The sequence below is a fragment of the Streptomyces hygroscopicus subsp. hygroscopicus genome (genome assembly GCF_030269125.1).
GTDB lineage: Bacteria > Actinomycetota > Actinomycetes > Streptomycetales > Streptomycetaceae > Streptomyces > Streptomyces hygroscopicus_C.
The window spans coordinates 1-3885 of record NZ_BSSM01000036.1; the positions used below are offsets into that span (position 1 = coordinate 1).

3 protein-coding genes and 2 pseudogenes are annotated in these 3885 nt (G+C 69.5%); 2 read left to right on the top strand and 3 right to left on the bottom strand.

Going from position 1 to position 3885, the window contains the following annotated elements; genetic code table 11:
* Positions 1-188: pseudogene (locus QSK45_RS37870) on the top strand (hypothetical protein); the annotation flags it as partial.
* A 20-nt stretch (positions 189-208) separates the two neighbouring features.
* Positions 209-980 (top strand): annotated as a pseudogene (locus QSK45_RS37875) (transposase family protein).
* Positions 981-2564: 1584 nt separating this feature from the next.
* Here the strand turns inward: QSK45_RS37875 and QSK45_RS37880 are convergent.
* The 3 genes from QSK45_RS37880 to QSK45_RS37890 all read right to left on the bottom strand — a co-directional run bounded on the left by QSK45_RS37880 (position 2565) and on the right by QSK45_RS37890 (position 3745).
* Complete coding sequence (locus QSK45_RS37880; RefSeq protein ID WP_285563502.1) at positions 2565-2741, bottom strand: hypothetical protein; 177 nt, start codon at positions 2739-2741, stop codon at positions 2565-2567.
* Between the two features lie 273 nt (positions 2742-3014).
* A complete protein-coding gene (locus tag QSK45_RS37885; RefSeq protein ID WP_285563503.1) occupies positions 3015-3392 on the bottom strand; it encodes a WD40 repeat domain-containing protein in 378 nt (125 codons plus the stop codon).
* Positions 3293-3745, bottom strand: coding sequence for a WD40 repeat domain-containing protein (locus QSK45_RS37890; protein WP_285563504.1), 453 nt, complete (start codon positions 3743-3745; stop codon positions 3293-3295). Before QSK45_RS37890 ends, QSK45_RS37885 begins: the two co-directional genes overlap by 100 nt.
* Between the last annotated feature and the right edge of the window lie 140 nt (positions 3746-3885).

The window sequence follows — 3885 nt, forward strand, 5'->3', positions numbered from 1 at the left end:
CGAGGTACTCATATGCCGACACCGGCACCGGCCTCAGCCAAGGCTACGAAGCCTCCCTCGCCCCGCCCGGGCGGATTAAGCGCCTGACCGCCGCGGGATTCGACCGTGGTGACGGCTGGGGCAACACGTTCGGCCTGGGTCAACCCGACCGCGTTGTTCACGTCAGAGGCACTGACACGACGCAGTGATTACGGGACAAGTCTTAGGCATGGCTGCGGTGTTACGTGCTGAACTCGTGTGGGTGGAGACGTTCACGGGGCTGCGGATGACGCAGTTTTCGAGTCCGCTGAAGGTGGTGCGGTAGCGGGGTGGCAACGGCACTTTGCGGGGCCGGCCGTGGTCGTTGCCGTTGGCCGAGCGGGTCTTGATGGTCGCGGTGTACTACCGCACGAACCTGACCATGCGGCAGTTGGGCCCGTTGTTCGGTGTTTCCCCCTCCACGGTCTGCCGGGTTATCCAGCGGCTGGGACCGCTGCTCGCGCTCGAGCCGGTCTCCCGCGCGGCCGATGCTCCGGACCGGATGTGGATCGTGGACGGCACCCTGATCCCGGTCCGCGACCGCGGCGTTGGCGCCTCCTCCCGTAACTACCGGTTCTCGGCAAACGTGCAGGTCATCGTCGACGCGGAGACTCGCTTCGTGGTGGCGGACGCCCGGCCTGTGCCTGGCAATACCGCGGATGCCAGGGCATGGCGGGACTCCGGTCTGGCCGAGCACTGCCACGGCGTGACGGTGCTCGGCGACGGCGCCTACATCAACACCGGCCTGGTCATCCCACATTGCAAACGCCCGGGACGAGCGCTGCTGAAGGGCGAGGAAGAGGATCAACGCCGCTCACCGCAAGGTCCGCGCACGCGTCGAGCACGTCTTCTCCCGGAGGAAGAACTACAAGATCCTCCGCGACTGCCGGCAGCGCGGCGACGGCCTCCATCACGCAGTCCAGGCGGTGGCCCGGATGCACAACCTCGCCCTCGCCGCATGACCGTCAAGCCCAGAGCACCGCTTCGGTCTGCTTGATCACGGCCTTGTGCAACACCCTTTACGAGTTGGTGTGTGATGGTGGGTGGGTTGTGTTTGGGCTGGTGGTGGCTGGTGGTGGCTGGTTTTGGGGTGTTGATGGTGTGTGGGGGACGTGGGGCGGTGATGGTGGGGTAGGTGTCGGGCGGGTGGTCGTGGTGGTGGGTCCAGCGGGTGAGTTGTTTGCAGTGTTTGTGGTCGGTGGGGGTGTGGTCGGCGGGGGTGGCCGTGGTGGTCGTGTTTCCACTGCTCACCTCTGTCGGGCGGTGGTCCGGGAGGGGGTTTTCCGGGTGGTGTGATCGTTTGGCTGCGGTGGTCGGGGCTGAGGCCGGGGTAGCCGTCGTCCGGGAGGATTTCGACGGGGGGGGGGTGCTGGAGCAGGTGGCTGTGTGTTCGTTGCGGGTGGCCGTGGCATCGTGTGTGTGACCGGGTCGCAGGGCATCGGTCTGTAAGGTGCGGCTCGGCCAGCCGGCGGTGACGGTGGTCTTCATCGTGTTCTGTTTCTTCTTGCGGGAGACGAACGGGTGTCGGCCGCCTCGTCCGGCCGGGGGTCGGCGGGTCTGGATGTCGGTGGCGTGCCAGCGTGGCTCATTGGCCTCGGCCTGGGCGTGGGCGAACACGTCTGTCAGCGTCGGCAGCCGCAGGCCGGGATGGTCGGGAACCGTGCACCGCCGTTCGGCCAGGAGGGTGCGTGCTTGTGCGATCGCACGGGTGTTGGTGGAGCGGTCGATGCCGAGGGGCGGTCGGGTACCGCGTGGGGCAGGTCGTGTCGCAGATGTGTCGGCGTGGCCGGCAGCCGGTCGATGTGAACCAGCTGGTGACGGGTGCCGGCACGTGTGGCCCGTTTCCTGTCTCCACCTCGTGCGGCATGACGGCGGCTCTCGGGGCCGGCCTGCCACGGCACCGCCGACTCCTCGGCCAGGTGTGCGGGATGACGCTGCGGGATCCTAGTGGACAGCCGATGCGCCGGCACCGCACGGTTGACCGTGATCGCCGTATCCGGATCATGCCGTCTGCCTGGCACGAAGCCTTAAGGGCCGCTGACGCCGCCGCCCACCCCCGCCCGCTGATCACCGAGGGTGACTGCCACGCTGTCACGCCCGTGTGTCACGCGTCCTCGATCCGGCTGTCACGCTGGGGTGTCACGCTGCCACTCGGGCCCTAAAACACGGGACCGACCCCCGGAGGTGACACCTCTGCGGGTGCGGCTACGGGCTGCAACCGATTGACCCGTCTCACCGAACTTTGATGAGTCTCAGCGAGGTTTGACCACAAGCGGATCCGCCGTCAGCGGCGCAGCGTTCGCTGGGCTGTAGCCGCTTGTGGTCGGCCGCCTGGTCCGCGGCCTGGTGGACCGTACGCAACGCGTTCCGCCGAAGCCCAGGGCTGAGCCGCTGAACAGCGCTGAGCCGCTCCTGGGCAGCAGCGTGGTGGTCCGCCACGACCAGCGGGGTTAAGGCCGGTCAGCGCGTCTGGTCGATGTCGCCTGCCGGCTCGCCGTGTTGCCGTGTTGCCGTGTTGCCGTGTCTGGTGGGTTCCTGGTAGGGCGTCAGTCGCGTCTGGCGGGCCGGATCGCGAGGTAGACGATGAATCCCAGGATCACGGAGGTGAATGCGATCAAGAACTTCCGGAAGCCGTCGGAGCTGGTGGGCAGCCAGCCCTGCACGAGGCCGATCAGCAGTACGACGTCGAGCACTACCACGAGCGCGTAGCCAGGACGCTTCATCCGTTCCTCTCTCTCCCCGGAATCCGTTCGCACCGTAGCCGATCCGGGGGCCCGAGGAGGCCTGAACACCATGGATGGTCATGGTGGGGGCCGAGCCGAACAGCGAGCGCGGCCAGCCAGCCGGTTCCACGGGCGACGACTCACGCGAGCCCGTGGTCCGGGCCCTGGGCCGGCGGCTCGCGTCGGGGGTTCGGCAATTCCGCCTCGACGGTCATGAGGCGCAGCCGTGGCGGACGGGCCGGCCCGGGAGGTACCGGGCCCATTCGTGCGCGGTCAGTCCGCGGTACAGGGCGTGGCAGATCCTGGTGACGGCCGCGCCGGGATCGCCGGGGGTGACGGGCCACAGCCGTGCGGTCCCGTCGTCGCTGCCGGTGGCCAGGGTGTGCCCGTCGGGCTGAGGAAGACCTGCGGCGAGGAGCGGGGCGTGGCCAGTGTCCGCTGTGCCTGGCCGGTGGCCAGGTCCCACAGCCGTCCGGTGCCGTCCTCGGCGCCGGTGGCCAGCAGGCGCCCGTCCGGGCCGAAGGAGAGGGGCCCGACGCTGCTCGTGTGCGTCAACGTGTTGCGCTGCCGTCCGGTGGCCAGGTCCCACAGCCGTCCGGTGCCGTCCTCGGCGCCGGTGGCCAGGGTGCGCCCGTCCGGGCTGAAGACCACCGGGCCGTGCCGGGGGGAACGGTGAGCGTGGCGCGCGCGCGGCCGGTGGCGGTGTCCCACAACTGCTCGGTGCTCTCGGAAGTGGCGGCGGCCAGCGTGCGGCCGTCGGCGCTGAACACCACGGGGCCGTCCAGAACGACGTGGTGTTCGGCGATTCTTGTGAAGCCGCTGCGGGTGTCCCACAGCCGCAGCGGCTGCGTGGTGTCGGTGAGGTGGACCGGCTCGTCCGCCGTGGCCGGCAGCCGGCCGTCCGGACTGAAGACCACCGCCCGACCGGCTGGCGTGGTGAAGGCGGCGCTCTGCCGTCCGGCCGCGACGTCCCACAGGCGTACGTCGTCCTCCTGGTCGCCCATGGCCAGCCGGGGGGGCAGCTGGGCCGGGGTGCTTGCCAGGATCCGGATCGGGGTGTCCGCAGTTTGCCGTGGTCCAGCCGAGGCTCAGGCGTGGGCCGCGTACGCGATCCGTACGCTTTGTGGGCGGCCACGTGTACGCA

Coding starts and splice junctions, on each gene's coding strand:
- QSK45_RS37880 (WP_285563502.1), bottom strand. CDS start 2,741: ATGAAGCGTCCTGGCTACGCGCTCGTGGTAGTGCTCGACGTCGTACTG.
- QSK45_RS37890 (WP_285563504.1), bottom strand. CDS start 3,745: ATGGGCGACCAGGAGGACGACGTACGCCTGTGGGACGTCGCGGCCGGA.